20 protein-coding genes are annotated in these 17,870 nt (G+C 32.7%); 19 read left to right on the plus strand and 1 reads right to left on the minus strand.

Annotated features, from left to right (window positions below; genetic code table 11):
* The 18 genes from PYW31_RS06325 (at position 1) to holA (ending at position 15,313) form a co-directional block, all read left to right on the plus strand.
* Positions 1 to 1,011, plus strand: a complete 1,011-nt coding sequence (locus PYW31_RS06325) for a 5-oxoprolinase subunit C family protein (protein ID WP_046836600.1) — start codon at positions 1 to 3, stop codon at positions 1,009 to 1,011.
* Positions 1,008 to 1,439, plus strand: coding sequence for an acetyl-CoA carboxylase biotin carboxyl carrier protein (locus PYW31_RS06330; protein ID WP_046836599.1), 432 nt, complete (start codon positions 1,008 to 1,010; stop codon positions 1,437 to 1,439). The genes PYW31_RS06325 and PYW31_RS06330 overlap by 4 nt, the downstream gene beginning before the upstream one ends.
* A 22-nt stretch (positions 1,440 to 1,461) precedes the next feature.
* Complete coding sequence (locus tag PYW31_RS06335; protein WP_046836598.1) at positions 1,462 to 2,820, plus strand: acetyl-CoA carboxylase biotin carboxylase subunit; 1,359 nt, start codon at positions 1,462 to 1,464, stop codon at positions 2,818 to 2,820.
* Positions 2,820 to 3,578 carry a 5-oxoprolinase subunit PxpA gene (gene pxpA / locus PYW31_RS06340; RefSeq protein ID WP_046836597.1) on the plus strand — a complete coding sequence of 253 codons (759 nt, stop codon included), beginning with the start codon at positions 2,820 to 2,822 and terminating at the stop codon, positions 3,576 to 3,578. Before PYW31_RS06335 ends, pxpA begins: the two co-directional genes overlap by 1 nt.
* Positions 3,579 to 3,585: 7 nt before the next feature.
* The gene (locus PYW31_RS06345) at positions 3,586 to 4,818 is read left to right on the plus strand and encodes an NRAMP family divalent metal transporter (RefSeq protein ID WP_046836596.1); all 1,233 of its coding nucleotides are present in this window, start codon (positions 3,586 to 3,588) and stop codon (positions 4,816 to 4,818) included.
* Positions 4,819 to 5,089: 271 nt separating this feature from the next.
* Positions 5,090 to 5,776 (plus strand): 5'-methylthioadenosine/S-adenosylhomocysteine nucleosidase, encoded by a 687-nt coding sequence (gene mtnN / locus PYW31_RS06350; protein WP_046836595.1) that lies wholly within the window; start codon positions 5,090 to 5,092, stop codon positions 5,774 to 5,776.
* 17 nt (positions 5,777 to 5,793) lie between these two features.
* Positions 5,794 to 6,321, plus strand: a complete 528-nt coding sequence (locus PYW31_RS06355; protein WP_046836594.1) for a YqeG family HAD IIIA-type phosphatase — start codon at positions 5,794 to 5,796, stop codon at positions 6,319 to 6,321.
* Entirely contained in the window at positions 6,322 to 7,428 is a 1,107-nt protein-coding gene (gene yqeH, locus PYW31_RS06360) for a ribosome biogenesis GTPase YqeH (protein WP_046836593.1), read from the plus strand.
* Positions 7,429 to 7,440: 12 nt separating this feature from the next.
* Positions 7,441 to 8,238 carry a shikimate dehydrogenase gene (aroE, locus tag PYW31_RS06365; RefSeq protein ID WP_046836592.1) on the plus strand — a complete coding sequence of 266 codons (798 nt, stop codon included), beginning with the start codon at positions 7,441 to 7,443 and terminating at the stop codon, positions 8,236 to 8,238.
* Between the two features lie 13 nt (positions 8,239 to 8,251).
* A complete protein-coding gene (gene yhbY / locus PYW31_RS06370; protein ID WP_046836591.1) occupies positions 8,252 to 8,542 on the plus strand; it encodes a ribosome assembly RNA-binding protein YhbY in 291 nt (96 codons plus the stop codon).
* A complete protein-coding gene (nadD, locus tag PYW31_RS06375) occupies positions 8,542 to 9,114 on the plus strand; it encodes a nicotinate (nicotinamide) nucleotide adenylyltransferase (RefSeq protein WP_046836590.1) in 573 nt (190 codons plus the stop codon). The genes yhbY and nadD overlap by 1 nt, the downstream gene beginning before the upstream one ends.
* A complete protein-coding gene (yqeK, locus tag PYW31_RS06380) occupies positions 9,104 to 9,688 on the plus strand; it encodes a bis(5'-nucleosyl)-tetraphosphatase (symmetrical) YqeK (RefSeq protein WP_046836589.1) in 585 nt (194 codons plus the stop codon). Before nadD ends, yqeK begins: the two co-directional genes overlap by 11 nt.
* Positions 9,689 to 10,042: a ribosome silencing factor gene (gene rsfS / locus PYW31_RS06385; RefSeq protein ID WP_046836588.1), complete on the plus strand. Its 354-nt coding sequence runs from the start codon at positions 9,689 to 9,691 to the stop codon at positions 10,040 to 10,042. It begins immediately after the preceding gene.
* A 2-nt stretch (positions 10,043 to 10,044) separates the two neighbouring features.
* A complete protein-coding gene (locus PYW31_RS06390; protein WP_046836587.1) occupies positions 10,045 to 10,761 on the plus strand; it encodes a class I SAM-dependent DNA methyltransferase in 717 nt (238 codons plus the stop codon).
* Positions 10,762 to 10,808: 47 nt separating this feature from the next.
* A complete protein-coding gene (locus tag PYW31_RS06395) occupies positions 10,809 to 11,516 on the plus strand; it encodes a helix-hairpin-helix domain-containing protein (RefSeq protein ID WP_046836586.1) in 708 nt (235 codons plus the stop codon).
* 71 nt (positions 11,517 to 11,587) lie between these two features.
* Positions 11,588 to 12,049 (plus strand): ComE operon protein 2, encoded by a 462-nt coding sequence (locus tag PYW31_RS06400; protein ID WP_046836585.1) that lies wholly within the window; start codon positions 11,588 to 11,590, stop codon positions 12,047 to 12,049.
* Positions 12,050 to 12,052: 3 nt separating this feature from the next.
* Complete coding sequence (locus PYW31_RS06405) at positions 12,053 to 14,263, plus strand: DNA internalization-related competence protein ComEC/Rec2 (protein WP_235602279.1); 2,211 nt, start codon at positions 12,053 to 12,055, stop codon at positions 14,261 to 14,263.
* A gap of 75 nt (positions 14,264 to 14,338) precedes the next feature.
* Entirely contained in the window at positions 14,339 to 15,313 is a 975-nt protein-coding gene (gene holA / locus PYW31_RS06410; protein ID WP_046836584.1) for a DNA polymerase III subunit delta, read from the plus strand.
* A gap of 95 nt (positions 15,314 to 15,408) precedes the next feature.
* Here holA and rpsT read toward each other — a convergent pair whose 3' ends face one another.
* Positions 15,409 to 15,660: a 30S ribosomal protein S20 gene (rpsT, locus tag PYW31_RS06415; RefSeq protein WP_046836583.1), complete on the minus strand. Its 252-nt coding sequence runs from the start codon at positions 15,658 to 15,660 to the stop codon at positions 15,409 to 15,411.
* A gap of 319 nt (positions 15,661 to 15,979) precedes the next feature.
* Between rpsT and lepA the strand changes: the two genes are divergently transcribed.
* Positions 15,980 to 17,803 carry a translation elongation factor 4 gene (gene lepA / locus PYW31_RS06420; RefSeq protein WP_046836582.1) on the plus strand — a complete coding sequence of 608 codons (1,824 nt, stop codon included), beginning with the start codon at positions 15,980 to 15,982 and terminating at the stop codon, positions 17,801 to 17,803.
* The last annotated feature ends 67 nt before the right edge of the window (positions 17,804 to 17,870 follow it).

The raw sequence follows: 17,870 nt of genomic DNA on the forward strand, positions 1-17,870 counted from the left end.
ATGAGTATAAAAATAATTAAACCAGGACTGTTTAGTACGGTGCAAGATAAGGGGAGAATTGGTTATCAAGATCAAGGTTTTTCCACTGCTGGTGCCTTAGATATTTATGCTTTCATGCTAGGCCAAACATTGATTGGTAATAAAGGGCCAGCGATAGAATGTACCGTTATAGGTCCTGTAATTCAATTTTTAGAAGAAAATACATTTGTTATCACTGGTGCAGACTTTAATTCCCAATTAAATGATTGCAACATACCTAGTCATACAGTGATAAAAGCAAGAAAAGGAGACGTCTTAACGTTAGGGTCTGCAATTGAAGGGGCTAGAGGTTATATTTTGTTCGGAAATCCAATAGATATACCTAAAGTAGCTAATAGTTATGCAACCCATGTGCGAAGTAAAATTGGTGGGTTTCAAGGTCGTAGTTTAAAACAAAATGATACTATTCATTGTATTTGTAACGAAAACTATGCAGTACATTTAGGATATAGCGCTCAACGGGATACAGATATTTTTAAACAACAAACAATTCATATTATTGAAGGTCCGCAGATTAATGCATTTACTCAAGATAAGATAGCTACTTTAACATCAACAGAATATAAGATTTCTGAAAAATCAGATCGCATGGGTTTTCGTTTGCATGGTAAAACCATCCCTCCCCAAAATGGTGCAGATATCATTTCTGAACCTGTAGCTTTAGGGAGTATTCAAGTACCTAACGATGGGAATCCTATTATTTTGCTGAATGATAAACAAACAGTAGGTGGATATACAAAAATTGCAACAGTTAGTGCTATCGATTTATCAATTTTGGCTCAAAAAAAACCAGGGGACGTAATTTATTTTGAATGGATTTCTGTAGAAGCAGCAACTCAAAAATTAAAACAAAAAGAAGTTGATTTCAAAACGCAACTTGAAAGAATTGAAACTATGCCAATTTATGATATATCACAACTAAGATCTACATCTATACGAATTAAAAAGTTATTAAAAGGGGAATCACAATGAACATTGAAAAAATAGAGCAATTAATAAATTTAGTGAAATCTAATAAGGTAAAGAAATTTAAGTATAAAGATCAGGATAGTGAAATAGAGCTTGATTTTTCTGAAAATAATGAAAGTGGATGGGCAACTCAACAAAGCACTTTAGAAAGCCAATATAGTAATGACTCAAATCAAGTGCAAAGTGTAGAGCAATTCAAAGCAGTAAAAGCGCCTATGGTAGGAACATTCTTCCTGCAAGATGAAAAAGAACTGACCAATCCATTAATTAAAGTGGGAGATACAATCAAACAAGGGGATACAATTGGTTATATTGAAGCGATGAAAGTCATGAATGAGGTTACGAGTGAAGTTGATGGTGTCATTGATGAAATCCTCGTTACACATGGTTCAAATGTAGAATATAATCAAACAATCGTCAAAGTAAAATAAGTTCAAAAAAGGGGTGTTTTTCTTGTATCGTGTGTTAATTGCAAACAGAGGTGAAATAGCTGTTCGTATTATTCGAGCATGTAGAGAATTAGATATTAAAACAGTTGCTATTTATGCTTTAGGGGATGAAACTAGTTTACATGTAAGTTTAGCGGACCAAGCTATTTGTATAGGTGATGTTAATCCATTAGACAGTTATTTAAATCAAGATCGAATTATCAGTGCTGCAAAAATTAGCGGAGCCAATGCTATACATCCAGGTTATGGATTTTTATCAGAGAGCGTATCTTTTGCTGAAAAAGTTGAAGAGAATGGCCTTTACTTTATTGGTCCCACTAAAAAAACAATGGAAATGATGGGAGATAAAATAACTGCCCGTCAAACAGTTGAGAAAGCAGGCGTTCCAATTATTCCTGGATCTACGGATGATATTAAATCATTAGATGAAGTGAAGACGATTGCTAAGGACATTGGTTTCCCACTTGTATTAAAAGCGGCAAGTGGTGGCGGTGGTAAAGGTATCAGAATTGTTAAAACAGAAGATATGTTGGAACAATCATATAAGGAAGCTAAGAGCGAAGGTAAAAAATACTTTGATGATGATCGAATTTATGTGGAAGCTTTTATACCAGTTGCCAAACACGTAGAAGTACAAGTCATGGGTGATGGTAGTAACGCATACATACACTTAGGCGAAAGAGATTGTTCAGTGCAGAGAAAGAATCAAAAATTAATCGAAGAATCGCCTTGTGCAGCGATATCTGAAGAAACGAGAGCAGCTATGTGTAATGATGCTGTCAAAGTTGCAAAAGCATCAAATTATAGAAGTGCTGGAACTATAGAATTTCTAGTAACAAAAGAAGCTTATTTTTTCATTGAAATGAATGCACGTATTCAAGTAGAGCATACTGTGACAGAGATGAGAGCAAATAGAGACTTGTTGCAGGCACAATTATACCTTTTACAACATGGCACATTACCATTCACACAAGAGGATGTGCAGTTTGATGGACATGTTATTGAAGCAAGAATTAATGCCGAAAATCCAGAACGTAAATTCCAACCTTCTCCAGGCACAGTGAAACAGTTACATTTACCTCAAGGGTTTAATGTGCGTGTGGATAGTTTGCTCTATCAAGGTTACACTGTATCACCTCATTATGATTCGCTTGTAGCCAAAGTGATTGTAAAAGCACCGAATCGTGAATTAGCCATAAAGAAATTAAAAGTTACATTGGATGAAATGGTGATAGATGGATTTACAACGACTGCCGACTTTCTGTATGCAGTATTATCTTATCCGTTATATGCAGATGGGGACGCTAAAGATGTAGATATTAAATTTTTGGATAGACATCAAATTATCAAGGGGGTATCATAATGAAAGTTGATTTAAATTGTGATTTAGGTGAGGCATTCGGTAATTATTCATTTGGCGGGGACGAACAAATTATTCCGCTTATTACTTCTGCAAATGTTGCATGTGGTTTTCATGCTGGTGATCAGCATGTTATGAATCAAACGATTAAACGCGCAAATGAACATAATATAGGTATTGGCGCACATCCAGGGTTACCGGACCTTCAAGGGTTTGGACGACGGAATATGGACTTATCGCCTGATGAAATCTATGATACTGTCATTTATCAACTTGGTGCATTAAGTGGTTTTTGTAAAATTCATAATGTTAAAATTAATCATGTGAAACCACATGGCGCTCTTTATCAAATGGGAGCCAGAGATAAAGATATTGCGCATGCGATTGCTCAAGCAGTATATGATTTTGATGAATCACTATACTATGTAGGTCTCTCTAATACTTTGTTAATTTCAGAAGCCCAAAAAATTGGTCTCAAAACAGCTTCTGAAGTATTCGCAGATAGAAGATATGAAGACGATGGCCAACTTGTCAGCCGTAAAGCGGATGATGCATTAATCACTGATACTAACGAAGCAATAGCACAAGTGGTTAAAATGGTTAAGTCGAAAAGCGTAATCACAAAAAATAATCGAGAAATAGACATAGAAGCAGATACAATTTGTGTACATGGTGATGGTGCACATGCACTTGAATTTGTATCTGAAATCAAGGAAAGATTATCGAAAGAAGGCGTTTCTATAACGAAATTAGGGGGATAAATTATTTATGGGGAAAAAGTTGAAAGCTCAAGGTAAAGATTTTGAGTTTACAAAAGAACATAAAAGACTACTATTAGGATCAGTATTTTTAATGGCAACATCAGCGATAGGGCCAGCATTCTTAACGCAAACAGCGGTTTTTACGGCTCAGTTTACTTCGAGTTTTGCGTTTGCTATTTTATTATCTATTCTTATAGATATCGGAGCACAAATAAATATTTGGAGAGTATTAGTTGTTACAGGTAAACGTGGCCAAGAAGTAGCTAACGAAATTGTTAGTGGTCTTGGTACTTTTATTTCAATATTAATCGCTATTGGCGGTTTAGCATTTAACATAGGTAATATTGCAGGTGCAGGATTAGGTTTAAATGCAATTTTTGGTTTAGATGTTAAAGTGGGCGCTGCGATTACCGCGATTTTATCAATAGGTATATTTATAAGTAAAAGTGGTCAAAAGATTATGGATGTAGTCACAATGTCTCTAGGGATATTGATGATTGTCGTGGTAGCATTTGTTATGTTTAAAGCGAATCCCCCTTATGCAGAAGCAGCCAAACATCTAGTTATGCCTGAACAACCCCTCGCACTTGTATTGCCAATTATTACATTGGTTGGAGGGACAGTCGGTGGTTATATTACATTTGCAGGTGCACATAGAATACTAGATTCTGGAATTAAAGGTAAAGAATATTTGCCGTTTGTAAATAAAGCTGCAGTTTCTGGAATTTTAACTACAGGTGTATTGAGAACCTTATTGTTTTTAGCAGTACTTGGTGTAGTTGTGACGGGTGTTTCATTAAGTTCAGAAAATCCACCTGCGTCAGTGTTTGAACATGTTTTAGGCCCAGTCGGTAGAAACATATTCGGTATAGTACTTTTTGCTGCAGCAATGTCTTCAGTGATAGGATCTGCATACACAAGTGCAACGTTTTTAAAGACACTGCATAAATCTGTATATGATAAAACGAATATCATTGTCATAACATTTATCGTTATTTCTACATTAGTATTTTTATCACTAGGCAAACCAGTTACATTGCTTATTGTTGCAGGTGCGCTTAATGGTTTGATTTTGCCGATTACTTTAGGAACAGTATTAGTAGCGAGTAAACGGAAATCTATAGTTGGCGATTATCGCCACCCGACTTGGATGTTGATTTTTGGAATTGTTGCAGTTGTGGTTACACTCGTTACAGGCATTTTTTCACTTCAAGGTTTAACAGAATTATGGGGTAGTTAAATACTTATTTCTAAAATGACTCTAAATGGTACAGCCAAATCTGTATTATTTAGAGTTTTTGATTTTATGTATACAATTTATGAAATTAAGTAAGAGTCTATGTAACAATTTATCCTAAGTAGAGCGGTTACAATAAGTAGTTATTGAGGTAGTATATATGCTAGCTAATGAATGCATAGAATTTAATATAAATATTGTAACAATGATCGAGGTATCAATATAAATGTGGTAGAATAGCAAAGGCTAGGATTTTAAGATGAGGTGAATTATAATGATAGGTATTATAGGTGCTATGGAAGAAGAGGTAGCAATCTTAAAAGATAAACTTATAGAATTAGAAGAAATCAATATTGCGCATGTGATATTTTATAAAGGGAAATTACAAGGTAAAGAAGTAGTACTCACACAAAGTGGTATAGGTAAAGTGAATGTAGCAATTTCTACTACATTACTAATTGAAAAATTCAAACCAGAATTAGTTATTAACACTGGATCAGCTGGCGCATTAGATACATCGTTAAATGTTGGTGATATTGTAGTGAGCGATATGGTATCTTATCATGATGCAGATGCAAGAGCGTTTGGATATCAATTAGGACAAATCCCACAAATGCCGGCTCAATTTACTGCGGATAAGCAACTTTATGATAAGGCTATAATTGCAATTAATGAACAAAATCTTGTTGCTAAAACTGGTTTGATTGTAAGTGGTGATAGTTTTATTGGAACAAGTGAACAAAGACTACAAATAAAAACAAATTTCCCACAAGCAATGGCAGCAGAAATGGAAGCCACTGCAATTGCACAAACGTGTTATCAATTTAATTTGCCATTTATTATCACTCGTGCGATTTCTGATTTGGCTGATGGCGATGCAGGTATTACTTTTGAAGCATTTTTAGAAAAAGCAGCTATTTCTTCTAGTAAAATTGTAGAAAGCTTAATTAAATCTATATAAAAAGGTGAAAATAAATAATGGGTATGATAAAGAATTATTTTATGCCAAATGAATATGTACAATCGATTTTTCAAATCGATTTTCAAAAACTTTCAGCATCAGGTGTAAAAGGTATTGTTACTGACTTAGATAATACGTTAGTAGGTTGGGATGAAGCCGCACCAACAGAAGCGGTTAAAAATTGGTTTGATAAAGCTAGAGCATTGGGCATTACTGTAACAATAGTCTCTAATAATAACGAAAAACGCGTAGGTAGTTTTTCGAAGTCATTAAATGTTGATTATATTTTCAAAGCTAAAAAACCACGTGGACGTGCATTTGACCGAGCTGCAAAATCAATGCAATTAGACCCTTCTGAAATAGTGGTTATTGGCGATCAAATGCTGACAGATGTTTTTGGTGGAAATAGACGTGGCTTGTTTACAATAATGGTAGTGCCAGTCAAACAAACAGATGGTTTTATTACTAAATTCAATAGAATGATTGAACGAAGATTATTACAGCATTTTCGTAAAAAAGGATATATCACATGGGAGGAAAATTGATTGAATGAAACTGAAATTTTAAAATGTATAGGATGCGGCGCGCCATTGCAAGCCGAAGATCCAGATGCACCAGGATATGTACCTGAGCATAATTTATATCGAGAAGATGTAATATGTAAAAGATGTTTTAGGTTGAAAAATTATAATGAAGTACAGGATGTAGGTTTAGAGAGTGAGGACTTTTTAAATTTATTGAATGGTTTAGCAGAAAAAAATGGCATTATTGTTAATGTTGTAGATGTATTTGATTTTGAGGGTTCTTTTATCAATGCGATTAAAAGAATTGTTGGAAACAAAAAGATTATACTTGTGGGTAATAAAATGGATTTATTACCTAAACAAATTAATAAACGTCGCGTTAAAGAATGGCTTAAGAAAACGGCACGTAAATATGGCTTAGAAGCTGAAGATGTGGTATTGATTTCTGCTGAAAAGAATGAAGGTATTGAAGATTTATTAACTTCCATTAATACACTTCGTAATCATGAAGATGTTTATATTGTTGGTACTACAAATGTTGGGAAATCTACACTAATCAATAAATTGATTGAACGCAGTGTGGGAGAGAAAGATGTCGTTACAACTTCAAGATTCCCGGGTACTACTTTAGATATGATAGATATTCCATTGGACGAAAAAACATTTATGTATGATACGCCAGGTGTTATACAAGCGCATCAAATGACACATTTCGTTACCGAAAATGAACTTAAAACCATTATGCCTAAAAAGGAAATTAAACAACGCATATACCAATTAAATGAAGGACAAACTTTATTTTTTGGTGGTTTAGCGCGTATAGATTATGTAAGTGGCGGCAGAAGACCATTAGTATGTTATTTTTCAAATGAGCTTAATATCCATAGAACTAAAACAGAAAATGCTAATGAGTTATGGCGTAATCAACTCGGTTCATTGCTAGCACCACCTAATAACCCTGAAAATTTTGATTTACAAGATATTAAAGCAGTTAGGTTAGAAACTGGTAAGGAAAAACGAGATGTTATGATTTCTGGATTAGGATTTATTACAATCGACGAAGGTGCTAAAGTGATAGTACGTGTTCCTAAAAATGTCGATGTTGTTTTAAGAAATTCAATAATGTAAGGTGGATTTAATATGAAGTATGCAGTAATAGGTAACCCTATTGATCATTCATTATCACCAGTTATGCATAATGCAAATTTTGAAGCGATAAATGATAATTCAACATACGAAGCAATTAATATCTCGGAAAAGCAATTCCATCTTATAAAAGAGATTATTAATGAAAAGTCCTTATCTGGATTTAATGTTACGATACCGCATAAAGAGCGTATTATACCGTATTTAGATGATATAGATGATCAAGCCAAAACGGTAGGTGCGGTCAATACTGTAAAAATCGAAAATGGTAAATGGATTGGTTATAATACAGATGGTATTGGATATGTAACTGGTCTTAAACAAGTTTATCCAGATTTGAAAAGTGCACATATTTTAATTATAGGCGCTGGTGGAGCAAGTAAAGGTATAGCTAGTGAACTTGCGAAATATGTACAACCGACTTTAACTGTCGCAAATAGATCTCTAGATAGATTTGAGCATTGGAATTTAGAAGTAAATAAAATAAGTTTAAAAGAAGCGGAAGCTGCGCTTTCGGAATTTGATATTGTAATCAATACTACACCAGCTGGTATGAAAGATAATAAAGACGTCGTTATCAGTCTAGATCAATTATCAGCACATACTTTGGTTAGTGATATCGTGTATATTCCTTTTAAAACACCTATTTTGAAAGTTGCTGAGGCCAAAGGAAACCCCGTACACAATGGGTTGGATATGTTTGTATATCAAGGCGCTGAGAGTTTTAAAATATGGACAGGAAAAACACCGCAAATTCAAGTCATGAAAGATGCTGTTTTAAAACGCTTATAAAAGGAGAAAAAATATGTTAACAGGTAAACAAAAAAGGTTTTTACGTAGTAAGGCACATAATGTAGATCCAGTTTTTCAAATAGGAAAATCAGGCATTAGTGATAATATGGTGACTCAAATTAAAGATACATTAGAAAATAGAGAATTAATAAAAATACATGTATTGCAAAATAACTCTGAGGATAAAAATGATTTAGCCCAAAGTTTAAGTGATGCAACACGCAGTGATATCGTTCAAGTTATCGGGTCAATGATTGTATTGTATAAAGAATCACAAGACAACAAACACATTCAATTACCATAATGGTTAAATCAATTGTGTTATATGGTGGACAATTCAACCCGATTCATACTGCTCATATGGCTGTAGCAAGTGAGGTTCATCATAGAGTAAACCCAGATAAATTTTATTTTATACCAAGCTTTATGTCACCATTAAAAGTACATAAAGAATACTTGAATGCTTCTGATAGAGTGAAAATGATACAATGTGCTATTGGTGAGCTTGGGTTTGGCGAAATTTATCTTGATGAGATTGAACGAGAAGGACAAAGTTATACTTATGATACAGTGATGCATGTTTTAAAGGATTACCCTCAAGCTAAAATATATTTTGTTATTGGTACAGACCAGTACAATCAACTTGATAAGTGGTATAAGATTAATGAATTGAAAGCTAAGATTACTTTTATCATTGTTAATAGAGATCAATCGACACAAGAAGTCGATCACGACATGTTAGCAGTTAATATTCCACGTATTGATATTAGTTCAACATTAATTAGAGACAGAGTTAGAAATAAAGAAAACATACAGGTGCTAGTTCCTCAAAGTGTTGAACGTTATATCAGAGAGGAAGGATTATATGAAAATTGATCAAGCAATAGATTTAGTTAAAGAAAAATTACCTGAAAAACGCTTTAATCATTCGCTAAGAGTGGCTGAAACTGCAGTGAAGTTGGCAGATATCTATGATGGCGATAAAGATAAAGTTGAACTTGCAGGTATACTTCATGATTATTCTAAATATGACGACTTAGGTTCTATGTATCAAATTGTTCAACAGCACAATTTAGATAGTAATTTATTAAGTTATGGATCAGAAATATTACATGGGCCTGTGTGCGCTATAATTATGGAAGAACAGTATGGTATTGAAGATGAGGAAATATTACTTGCTATAAAAAACCATACCACTGGCAGGGCGCAAATGACTCCAACTGAGAAACTTGTGTTTGTTGCCGATTATATTGAGCCAGGTCGTCAGACCCCAGGCGTTGAAGAAATTAGAGATTTAGCATACAATCAAGGTAGTTTAGATATTGCAATTTATGAAATTTCTAAGCGCACAGTTTTGCATTTAATTAGTAAAGATATTAATGTTTATGACGCGACGATTGCATGCTTGAATTATTACAATTATAGTGACGAAAGAGTAAAGGATGATTAAATGAGTTCAGATCAATTATTAAACATAGCTGTCGAAGCAACAGAGAATAAAAAAGCAGAAGATATAATTTCTTTGAAAATGAAAGAAATAAGTGATGTAGCGGATTATTTTGTGATATGTCATGGAAACAATGAAAGACAAGTACAATCCATAGCTCGAGCAGTTAAAGATGCAGCGAACAAAGCAGAAGTTGAAGTTAAGCGAATGGAAGGCTTTAATGAAGCAAGATGGATTCTTATAGACTTATCTGAAGTTGTTGTGCATGTATTCCACAAAGACGAGCGCGATTATTACAATCTAGAGAAATTGTATCGTGATGCACCACTAGAAACTTACGTACAGGCTGTTTATTAATTATGGTCCAATATGAAGAAATGAGCTTGTTTTATGATCAATTAACCTTAGACCAGCCCTACGAATCTTGGCTAGATATCGTAAATCATTTTGCTGAGCACAAGTCATCTATTTTAGATATTGGTTGTGGGACAGGCAGTTTCACTTCATTATTAACAGAATTTGATGATGTAACGGGTATGGATTTAAGTGTTGATATGCTTTCAATAGCAGCTCAAAAATCTAAAAAAGTAAATTGGATTGAAGGCGATATGACTGAATTCGGTCTTAATCAGTCTTTTGATGTAATTACAATATTTTGTGATTCACTTAATTATTTACCTGAACAAGACGATGTATTGGCAACTTTCAACCAAGTTTTTGAGCATTTATCATCTGATGGGGTTTTTATGTTTGATGTTCATACTGTTTATAAAATGAACACATTATTTAACAACCAAAGTTATATAGATGAATCGGAAAATGTGTTTCTTGGTTGGGAAGCGGTTCAAGGTGAAGAACCTTTAAGTGTTTGGCATGATATGTCATTCTTTATTAAGCAAAAGGATGAGCAATACGCTAGATTTAATGAATCGCATTATCAACGTACTTATACAAAACGTGAGTATGTTGATATGTTAGAGCATGTAGGTTTCAATAAAGTTCATACATTTGTTGATTTTGATATAAATAACTCAAGTGATGAAGGATATAGATTGTTTTTCATTGCTAAAAAATAAAGTAAAATCACTCCTTTATACGTGTTTAGTATAGAGGAGTGATTTTTATGTTTAATCAATGGGATATTTTAAAAGGCTTGATTATAAAAAACAAGCTATTGATCACTATTTTGTCTATAAGTATAGTAGTTTTATTGTTAATTATCTCCCAATTTATAATGACAAAAGACTATGAATCAGATTTTGAGACATATACTGATAAATCAAATGACAACATAGCTACATCGCCAAAACCATCTTCAACTAAAGAAGGCGGTTTGTCTAATAGTAAGCGACAAGTAATGAATGAGCACAATACAGATAGTGTGTTCGTCGACATTAAAGGCGCTGTTAAACACCCTAATGTATATGAAATGAAATCAACAGATAGGGTCAAGCAATTATTAGATAAAGCAGTTGTCACAAAGGACGCGGATTTAAATAAAGTAAATCTTGCTGAAAAACTATCAGACCAAAAGTTGATTTACATACCTGCAAAGGGAGAAAGTGAAAAAGGTATATCCAATAATCATAATAATTTAGATAATAGTAAAAATAATACCTCACGTTCGATGGCGGCAAGTGATACTTTGAATTTAAATCAAGTTACTGAAACAGAGTTGTTATCAATTCCTGGTATAGGACCTATGAAAGCTAAATCAATTATTGAATATAGAGAAGAGCGTGGATCTTTTGATTCAGTTGAGCAATTGAAAGAAATAAAAGGTATTGGTGATAAAACATTTGAAAAATTAAGTGGTTACTTTACAGTATAGAAATGGGTTGCTTTATATTACAATTAAAATTATTCTATTAATAATACATATTTAAACGGAGGTTTAACAGCATGGATCGCATTAAATGGGAAGAATACTTTATGGCTCAAAGCCATTTACTAGCTTTACGCTCTACTTGTGAAAGATTGTCTGTAGGTGCAACGATTGTCAAGGACAATAGAATTATAGCTGGCGGATATAATGGTTCTGTCTCTGGGGAAGTACATTGTATCGATGATGGATGTTTATTAGAAGATGGTCACTGTATACGTACCATTCATGCTGAAATGAATGCGTTGCTACAATGTGCTAAACAGGGAGTTTCAACAGAAGGAGCAACTATTTACGTTACACACTTCCCTTGTTTGAACTGCACGAAATCCATTATACAGGCAGGTATTCAAACGATATACTATGCTGAAGATTATCACAATCATCAATATGCATTGAAATTATTAACACAATCAGGTATAGATTATAAAAAAATCGAATTTAATCAAGAACATGTAGCACAATATCTCGTTAACAAGTAGATTATGATTTATTATGCAATTGCATATTTAGTAGGTATTTTATGGTTACATGTTAGATTAATGGCACTATTTGTTTTCATATTGTTATTATTCATAGCAATTAGAAAACAATTGAAGTTGATTCAATTCATATCAATCGTTATACTCCCTATTTTAAGTTTTATGATGTTTCAAAATGATTTAGTACATACAAGAGAGCAACGAACTATGCAATATAACAATACGCATTTACAAAGCCAAGCTTATTTTCTAACTAAACCAGTATTGAAGCATCAAAAACTACGAGGGAAAGTGGAGATTAATCACCAAATTTTTACATTTTATTACTATTTAAAGCATGGCACCAAAGATAATATAGAAAATAAATTATTCCAAAAATCATGTTATGTTAGGGGAGAATTGTCATCAATCAATAATCGCTTCAATGATAAAGCTACATTGTTTGTTAAAGCGATTGATTTGGATAGTTGTAAAAGTAATGAATCAGGCCATCAATACCTTTTAGAAAGGCATAAGGCCTATATATTCGACAAATTGAAGGCGACCCATATCAAAGGTCCTGAAAAAATCATTGCGCTAATTAGCGGTGATACAACGAATATTGATGTGAATGATTTAGAGAAGTATAAAGAAATTGGTATCTATCATCTCTTGGCAATTAGTGGCACTCATGTAGCGATTATAATAGGTATTATTTTTTATGTATTAAACCTTTTTAGAATGCCACTGTTTTTTATTAAATTTGTAATTTTAATATTACTGCCATTATATGTCTTATATACAGAATTAGCACCGAGTGCAATGAGGGCAGTTATAGTAACAATCATAGTCATTGTTCTCCCAAAAAGAATATTCCGAAATACTATGAATATTCTAGCGTTTAGTTTTATAACGTTAACTTTAATTTACCCATCTTTAATTTATCATATAGGATTTCAATTCTCATTTATGATTACCTTCTTTATTTTATTATCTTTACCTTTATTAGAGAAATTGACTGCATTTAAATCTACGTTTTATATCACTTTTATTGCTCAATTAGGGTCACTTATTATAAGTGCACATTATTTTAACCAAATACAATGGATAGGCTTTATATCTAATTTATTCTTTGTACCTTTTTATGTTTTTATATTATATCCTCTTACACTTATTTATTTCATTATCAATCATTTGCCAATTGAAATTCAATTACTCACAGGATTATTGAACTTAGTTATTAAAATACACGATATTATTGTTGATATATTCTATAGTTTAAGCCGGCATAAATGGTATATACCAGAATTGAATGAATATTTTTTAGTAATAGCGTTGGCAATGATATTAGCTGCATTAGTAGCGCTTGTACATAAAAAGTTCAAAATTTTGACTGGTCTAATGATACTTATATATATCATAGTGACAGTACTACCAAGTACTAATGATTATCGACTAACTATGTTGAATGTAGGTCAAGGTGATGCAATTTTATTTGAAACAAATAAACAGCACACATTGCTCATAGATACTGGGGGTAAGTTACTTGAAAAGGGCGAAAAGGCTACACATAATATCGCTAGATACCACATATTGCCAACTTTAAAAAAACGAGCTATAAAAACAATTAATTATTTAATTATAACCCACCCACACCAAGATCATATAGGGGAATTAAATTATTTAATTGAAAAATATCGAATTGAAAACATTATATTGAATAGTGCGAGTATGAAAAGTGAGCAGTTAAACAGTTTGAAAAAACAATGTAGAAATAATGAAATACCATTGTATGATTTTAGAGAAAAGCAAAATTTTAAATTAGATAAAGCAGTCATAAATTTATTAGATGTAACAATAAATGCCTCAGATGATTTAAACGAACATTCTATTGTGACATTGATAACCTATGAAAAATATAAAATGTTACTGATGGGCGATGCGACCAAAAATAATGAAAATGAGTTATTAAAGCAGTTCAATTTAAAAGCAGTTGATGTGCTGAAGATTGGACATCATGGAAGTAAAACGAGTACCAGTGAGGCCTTTATACGAACCATTAACCCTAAGATAAGCTTGATTTCTGTAGCACACAAAAACCGATATAACTTACCCAATCAAGAAACTATAAACCGATTAATTAGTTATCATTCTCAAGTTTATCAAACAGCTAATCACGGAGAAGTTACAATTGATTTCAAAGAAAATATGTATATCAAAACAGAAAGGAAGTAATGATTTTAACTAGTGAGATGTATAGCTGCATGCTATAATGTTTTAATGTGTAATAGTGATGAAAGGGTGCTACATATGAGCGATAATATAATTACAGTATACGGAGAAGTACCTGAATTGATTGAAAAAAAATCGACCGAGATTATCGAAAATTATTTAGATGCTCCCAAAGATGATTTTAACTTTGTTAAGTATAATTTATATGACAGTGATTTATCATCCGTAATAGAAGAGACATTAACAATGCCTTTTTTCTCTGATAAAAAGGCCGTTTTGGTACAAAATGCATATGTCTTTACTGGAGAAAAACCACCTAAAGACTTAAATCATAATATTGATTTACTTTTAGAATTCATAGAAAAATATGATGGTGAAAGTATGATTGTATTCGAAGTCTATCAACCCAAATTAGACGAACGTAAAAAATTAGTGAAAACATTAAAAAAGAAAGCTCAGTTAAAGAAAATAGAGCAAATGTCAGAAGAAGAGATAAAAAAATGGATAAAAAATGAATTACATTCAAACTATAAAGATATTAAACAAGATGCGTTAAACTTATTTATTGAATTAACTGGTATTAACTTTAATATCGTCAAGCAAGAGATAGGAAAATTAGTCCTTTTTCTAGGTGAAAGAGCAACAATTAATAAACAAGATGTGGACCAAATTGTAAATAGAAGTTTAGAACAAAATGTGTTTCTATTAACAGAATATATTCAAAAAAATAATAAGGTAAAGGCGATACAACTTGTCAAAGATTTGATTGCGATGAAAGAAGAACCGATTAAACTTTTAGCGCTTATAACAAGTAACTATCGACTTTTCTATCAAAGTAAAATACTGTCTCAAAAAGGGTATAGTGGCCAACAAATTGCAAAAACGATTAATGTTCATCCTTATAGAGTGAAGTTAGCACTTAACCAAGCAAGACATTATCATTTAGAGAGTTTGTTGAATATTATAGATAGCTGTGCAGAAACAGATTATAAATTAAAATCTTCTTATATGGATAAACAACTCATTTTAGAACTTTTTATTTTATCTTTATAAAAAATTCATAAAAAAAGTGAGTAATCATCGATTACTCACAAACTTTATTTAAAATTATAAATAAAAAAGTTCAAGCCATGGCTTGAACTTTCTTATTATTTGTTAGCTGTCATTAGTGAAGATTTGATACGAGCAGCTTTGTTAGTGTGGATTAAGTTGCGTTGAGCAGCTTTATCTACTTTTTTCAAAGCAAAACTAACTAATTCAGCTTTGTTATCAGCATTTGAAGCAGTAGCTGATTGAGCTCTCTTAACCGCTGTACGCATTTCATTCTTTTGAGAAATGTTGCGCTCCTCAGCAGTGTGAGTAGTTTTAACACGTTTAATTGCAGATTTAATGTTTGGCATGTGTGTCACCTCCTAAAAATGAACTTCGCTATCAAATTTGATTTGATTACAACAAGAAATATTTTATCAAAACCAGCCGGTTTCTGCAATCATTTATTTACGCAATGCGCTTAAAAGCATGAAAATAATACATTTCTATTTGGAAATGAGCAACTTTCACTCTATACTATAAAGAGGAATGGCAAATTAAGTAGCCACTTTTATGATATAACTTAAAGTATAAGCGTCGTAAGTTTGCAATTATAGAACAAAAACGTTATCATATCAAAGAATGTCATACATATACGGGCTAGAATTATGAAAGTGGGAAGGATAATACATGGATAAACAAGAACGTTATAATAGACGTAAAAATATAAGAAACTTTTCTATTATCGCACATATAGACCATGGTAAATCTACTTTAGCTGATAGAATCTTAGAAAATACGAAATCAGTTGAATCAAGAGATATGCAAGCACAATTACTAGATTCCATGGATTTAGAAAGAGAACGCGGTATTACAATCAAATTAAATGCTGTACGATTAAAGTATGAAGCTAAGGATGGGGAAACATATACATTCCATCTTATTGATACACCAGGACATGTAGATTTCACTTATGAGGTATCAAGATCATTGGCAGCTTGTGAAGGTGCAATATTGGTAGTCGATTCTGCACAGGGTATCGAAGCACAAACTTTAGCAAATGTGTATTTAGCACTGGATAATGACTTAGAGCTATTACCTGTTGTTAATAAGATTGACCTGCCTGCTGCTGAACCAGAACGTGTTAAACAAGAATTAGAAGATGTTATTGGTATAGATCAAGATGATGTGGTTCTTGCTAGTGCAAAATCTAATATTGGTATTGAAGATATATTAGAAAAAATAGTTGAAGTTATACCACCACCAGAGGGCGATCCTGAAGCGCCATTGAAAGCTTTGATTTTTGATTCTGAATACGATCCTTATCGAGGTGTAGTATCAGGTATTAGAGTCATGGAAGGTATAGTTAAAGCTGGTGATCGTATTAAGATGATGGCGACGGGTAAAGAATTCGAAGTAACTGAAGTGGGGATTAATACTCCCAAACAATTGCCGGTAGAGGAACTAACTGTCGGTGATGTAGGTTATATTATAGCTAGCATTAAGAACGTAGATGACTCTCGTGTCGGTGATACGATTACACATGCGGAACGACCAGCTGAACAAGCGTTACAAGGATATAAAAAAATGAATCCTATGGTTTTCTGTGGTCTATTCCCAATAGATAATAAAGATTATAACGACTTACGTGATGCATTAGAAAAATTACAACTCAATGATGCTTCGCTCGAATTTGAACCAGAATCATCACAAGCGTTAGGGTTTGGATATCGTACAGGATTTTTAGGTATGCTTCACATGGAAATAATTCAAGAGCGTATCGAGCGTGAATTTGGTATTGAACTTATTGCAACTGCACCATCTGTTATTTACCAATGTATTATGAAAAACGGAGAAGAAGTTTCAGTCGATAATCCAGCAAATATGCCTGAAAGAGATAAAATTGAAACGATTTATGAACCTTTTGTTAGGGCTACGATGATGGTTCCTAATGATTATGTGGGTGCAGTAATGGAATTATGTCAGCGTAAACGTGGTCAATTTGTAAACATGGAATATATGGATGATATCCGAGTGAATATCATTTATGAGATACCGTTGTCAGAAGTAGTATTCGATTTCTTTGATCAACTTAAATCTAATACTAAAGGATATGCTTCATTTGATTATGAATTTATTGATAATAAAGAAAGTGACCTTGTGAAAATGGACATTTTATTAAACGGTGAAAAAGTAGATGCATTAAGCTTTATTGTACATAAAGAATTTGCTTATGATCGTGGTAAAGTGTTAGTTGATAAATTGAAAAAACTTATTCCAAGACAACAGTTTGAAGTGCCAGTTCAAGCAGCTGTTGGACAAAAAATTGTTGCACGTACAAACATCAAGTCAATGGGTAAAAATGTATTGTCAAAATGTTATGGCGGAGATATTAGCCGTAAGAGAAAATTATTAGAAAAACAAAAAGCTGGTAAAGCTAAAATGAAAGCAGTAGGTAATGTAGAAATTCCTCAAGATGCGTTTTTAGCTGTGCTTAAGATGGACGAAGATTAATATAAATTAAACATTGGGGCCTTAAATCCATTCGATTTATGCCCCAGTTTTTTGTTGAATAGACTTA

Source organism: Staphylococcus succinus (assembly GCF_029024945.1).
GTDB classification, from domain to species: domain Bacteria; phylum Bacillota; class Bacilli; order Staphylococcales; family Staphylococcaceae; genus Staphylococcus; species Staphylococcus succinus.

Bases quoted from the DNA above. Each gene is read 5' to 3' on its own strand.
- PYW31_RS06405 (WP_235602279.1), top strand. From the start codon at position 12,053: ATGATTTATTATGCAATTGCATATTTAGTAGGTATTTTATGGTTACAT.
- PYW31_RS06330 (WP_046836599.1), top strand. From the start codon at position 1,008: ATGAACATTGAAAAAATAGAGCAATTAATAAATTTAGTGAAATCTAAT.
- lepA (WP_046836582.1), top strand. From the start codon at position 15,980: ATGGATAAACAAGAACGTTATAATAGACGTAAAAATATAAGAAACTTT.
- yhbY (WP_046836591.1), top strand. From the start codon at position 8,252: ATGTTAACAGGTAAACAAAAAAGGTTTTTACGTAGTAAGGCACATAAT.
- PYW31_RS06395 (WP_046836586.1), top strand. From the start codon at position 10,809: ATGTTTAATCAATGGGATATTTTAAAAGGCTTGATTATAAAAAACAAG.
- aroE (WP_046836592.1), top strand. From the start codon at position 7,441: ATGAAGTATGCAGTAATAGGTAACCCTATTGATCATTCATTATCACCA.
- PYW31_RS06325 (WP_046836600.1), top strand. From the start codon at position 1: ATGAGTATAAAAATAATTAAACCAGGACTGTTTAGTACGGTGCAAGAT.
- PYW31_RS06355 (WP_046836594.1), top strand. From the start codon at position 5,794: ATGGGTATGATAAAGAATTATTTTATGCCAAATGAATATGTACAATCG.
- nadD (WP_046836590.1), top strand. From the start codon at position 8,542: ATGGTTAAATCAATTGTGTTATATGGTGGACAATTCAACCCGATTCAT.
- PYW31_RS06345 (WP_046836596.1), top strand. From the start codon at position 3,586: ATGGGGAAAAAGTTGAAAGCTCAAGGTAAAGATTTTGAGTTTACAAAA.
- mtnN (WP_046836595.1), top strand. From the start codon at position 5,090: ATGATAGGTATTATAGGTGCTATGGAAGAAGAGGTAGCAATCTTAAAA.
- rpsT (WP_046836583.1), bottom strand. From the start codon at position 15,660: ATGCCAAACATTAAATCTGCAATTAAACGTGTTAAAACTACTCACACT.
- PYW31_RS06390 (WP_046836587.1), top strand. From the start codon at position 10,045: ATGGTCCAATATGAAGAAATGAGCTTGTTTTATGATCAATTAACCTTA.
- yqeK (WP_046836589.1), top strand. From the start codon at position 9,104: ATGAAAATTGATCAAGCAATAGATTTAGTTAAAGAAAAATTACCTGAA.
- holA (WP_046836584.1), top strand. From the start codon at position 14,339: ATGAGCGATAATATAATTACAGTATACGGAGAAGTACCTGAATTGATT.
- rsfS (WP_046836588.1), top strand. From the start codon at position 9,689: ATGAGTTCAGATCAATTATTAAACATAGCTGTCGAAGCAACAGAGAAT.
- pxpA (WP_046836597.1), top strand. From the start codon at position 2,820: ATGAAAGTTGATTTAAATTGTGATTTAGGTGAGGCATTCGGTAATTAT.
- PYW31_RS06400 (WP_046836585.1), top strand. From the start codon at position 11,588: ATGGATCGCATTAAATGGGAAGAATACTTTATGGCTCAAAGCCATTTA.